The organism is Peribacillus sp. P4_C12, from assembly GCF_056402095.1.
The window spans coordinates 1-3,105 of record NZ_JBFUIB010000437.1 but is presented as its reverse complement, the minus strand read 5'-3'; the positions used below and the strand labels follow the sequence as shown (position 1 = coordinate 3,105).

Annotated in this window: 4 protein-coding genes and 1 pseudogene; all 5 read left to right on the top strand. The window is 35.8% G+C overall.

What is annotated here, in order from left to right; translation table 11 throughout:
- A partial coding sequence (locus AC1DUW_RS24480) for an ATP-binding protein (protein WP_477643684.1) occupies positions 1-312 on the top strand: 312 nt, incomplete at its 5' end.
- A 190-nt stretch (positions 313-502) separates the two neighbouring features.
- Entirely contained in the window at positions 503-1,210 is a 708-nt protein-coding gene (locus AC1DUW_RS24475) for a hypothetical protein (RefSeq protein WP_477643683.1), read from the top strand.
- 202 nt (positions 1,211-1,412) lie between these two features.
- Positions 1,413-1,583: a YozD family protein gene (locus AC1DUW_RS24470; RefSeq protein WP_064505166.1), complete on the top strand. Its 171-nt coding sequence runs from the start codon at positions 1,413-1,415 to the stop codon at positions 1,581-1,583.
- Between the two features lie 247 nt (positions 1,584-1,830).
- Entirely contained in the window at positions 1,831-2,535 is a 705-nt protein-coding gene (gene deoD, locus AC1DUW_RS24465; RefSeq protein ID WP_053346597.1) for a purine-nucleoside phosphorylase, read from the top strand.
- A 257-nt stretch (positions 2,536-2,792) separates the two neighbouring features.
- Positions 2,793-3,105, top strand: a pseudogene (locus tag AC1DUW_RS24460) (peptidase S41); the annotation flags it as partial.

Genomic DNA, 3,105 nt, shown 5'->3' with positions numbered 1-3,105 from the left:
GTTCTCTTGAATGTCTTGAATAATTCTTGTGAAGCATTCGATTCTAAGGGGAAGATTGAATTAAATCTTACAATCGWTCCTCAATATATAAAATTAATCATTCGTGATGATGGAATAGGAATTAGCCCCGAGAATATAAAAAATATCGGTATGCCCTTTTATACAACAAAATTGGAAGGGAATGGTCTGGGAGTTGCGACATGCATCCAAATTATGGAGGAACTAAAAGGGAAATTTCAAATTGAAAGTACATATGGCCAAGGAACAGACGTAATCCTGACTATTCCTACAACGAACCGTCTCATTCGATGAGACGGTTTTTTTATGTAGAGAATGAATAGTAACACCACATAACTTTAGCATTGAAATGACCCTTTATTAAATGAGAGTACTTTTGTATCTAAATGAGCAAAATGCCCCCCTCTTTCTATTAACCTCCATGTTTGTTTGTGCATATAATTTACTAATCAAACGATAAGGACCATATTGGGGGATGTCTCTTATGGGCAAGAAAAAACAGCCGAAATTTAAAATAGGCGATACAGTCGTAATAATAATGTATGGGACAGTCGGGAAAATAACCGATGTAAAATTTCTCGATGGTGCTTATGTGTATGAAGTGAATTATAGTGAAGGTCTTTATATTGAAAAAACATTGCAATCCATAAATGAATACGAAGGAGAAATCCTTTATCAAAGAGAACAGATCGATATTGAGTATAAATATTTATTAGGTGACTTAGTCCAGGTAGATGGATATGAACAGGATTATTTCAAGATTATCGGCTATCGAACAGAAATATGGCGCTATAAGGAAAATGCCTGGGAGGATGTGATCTATGAGTTATCACGAATCTCCGACGGGGAATGGCTTGAAGCGCATGAAGAAGAATTGACCTTAATAGCCGATGCCAAACGTGCAGATGCAATTATTCGAAAATTAGGGCTGCTCCTTTCTAAAAAGAATAATGAGCTTGCTATCATTRCTAAACAAAACAACCCTGGTAAAGGTGAGCGAGAAATGACAATGACAAAAAATGAAAAAAAGGAAATGATCGATGGACTGTTAGATTTATATAATGATTACTGTAAGCTCTATGAACATTTTGGCGATGATGAATATCACCATATCATGAAAATCGCCCTTGCTAAAATTGAAAAAGCGGCAGAGGAAATTTACCCAGATCATAAAAAAAAGCAAACAAAGTGAAAGGTATTCCACCCTTCTAATAAGCCATTTAACTAATTACTATACAAAAGCTTCTGTTCAATAATGGCAGGAGTAGATAATAATAAGTGGAGGCAATTTTCATGGAAAAGTAAACACTTTCATATGTTTTTCTATAATGAAATGCCTTACTGGAATATTTGTCTCTATACATTCATACACCTTTAATTAAGGGGGCGATGATTTGCGAGAAATTGAGGTTTTTATTGATACAGAAGAGATAGCGGAATTCTTCTTTCAAGAATTGATAAGACGGGGCTATCTTCCAACAGAAGCTGAAGTTGAAGATCTTGCTGACATCACATTCGAATATCTTCTTGAAAAATGCATAATTGATGAAGAAGTCGATGAGTAACCTGTCATTAGACGGTTAGCAGCTTCCTTTCCCTTAATTCTAAAAATATTTTAAAAGACGGCGGACCACCGCCGTTTTGTTTGTATTTTTATATGTAAGAGCCTTATTCTAGACCTCTTAATAGATTCCAGATTTCAATCCCTTACAGGCTCTTGAAATTAAGGTTYTGTTTTCCTATCTTGAGGTTGATATGGTATAGTAGTTTTTGAATATCTTTTCAATCAAAAGTTAAGGAGGACATAGTTGTATGAGCGTACATATTGGTGCTAAAGAACATGAAATTGCGGAAACGGTTTTACTTCCTGGGGATCCGTTACGAGCAAAATACATAGCAGAAACATTTTTAGAAGATGCTAAACTATACAATGAAGTACGTAACATGTTTGGATATACAGGGACATATAAAGGGAAACGCATTTCTGTCCAAGGTACAGGGATGGGTGTTCCATCCATTTCCATCTACATAAATGAATTAATGAATAGCTATAATGTGCAGAAGCTTATTCGTGTTGGGACTGCTGGTGCCATTCAGAAAGATGTAAAAGTTAGAGATGTAATCCTGGCAATGAGCGCTTCTACGGATTCACAAATGAACCGCCTGACATTCGGAGGAGTCGATTTTGCTCCAACAGCGAATTTCGATTTGCTAAGAAAAGCTTATGAGGCAGGTATTGCCAAAGGTTTGCAATTAAAGGTGGGTAACGTGTTTACGGCCGATCACTTTTATAACGATAATAGTGAATTAGAAAAATGGGCGAAATATCAGATTCTAGCTATAGAAATGGAATCAGCAGCTCTATACACGCTTGCTGCTAAATTTGGACGTCAAGCTCTTTCTGTTTTAACCATTTCCGATCACATATTAACTGGTGAGGAAACGACGTCGGCGGAGCGCCAGTCAACATTTAACGAAATGATTGAGGTAGCATTAGAAGCAGCTATACAGGACTGATATCAAGATGTAAATTTATTTGCGGGTACCAGGAATAAATGAAGCTGTACGATGATAGTTATGATACAGACTCATTTATTCCATGGTATCCGCATTTTTGTAATTTAACAGATTATTGGCAGGGAAATATTATGGGTTTGGTTAAGAATTTTATTTCTGATTTTACCTACGCGAAATGGTGAAAAAAGATTTTTTGATAACTAATATTTTCCGATTAGCTTGAAAGCTGATAAAATAGAGAAAAAGTTTATATCGTCATGAAGAATGAAAGTGGTGAGGCTTCAGTGGAAGAAGAAAATCAAAAACAGCCTAAAGAGGCAGGGAAATTCATAAAAATAAAGAAGTTTACGTTCATTATGGGGATTTTCTTACTCATATTTCTAACCGCAGGGATTACTACAATAGCCTTGACCTTTGGAGATGAAAAAGTAGATCCATTAGCATCGAATAAACATTCGGAATTTGAAAAGCTGTATTCTACATACGATACGATAAAAGATAACTACTATGAAGAGATTGATCAAGACAAGCTGGTTGACGGGGCAATTAATGGAATGATCAAATCATTGG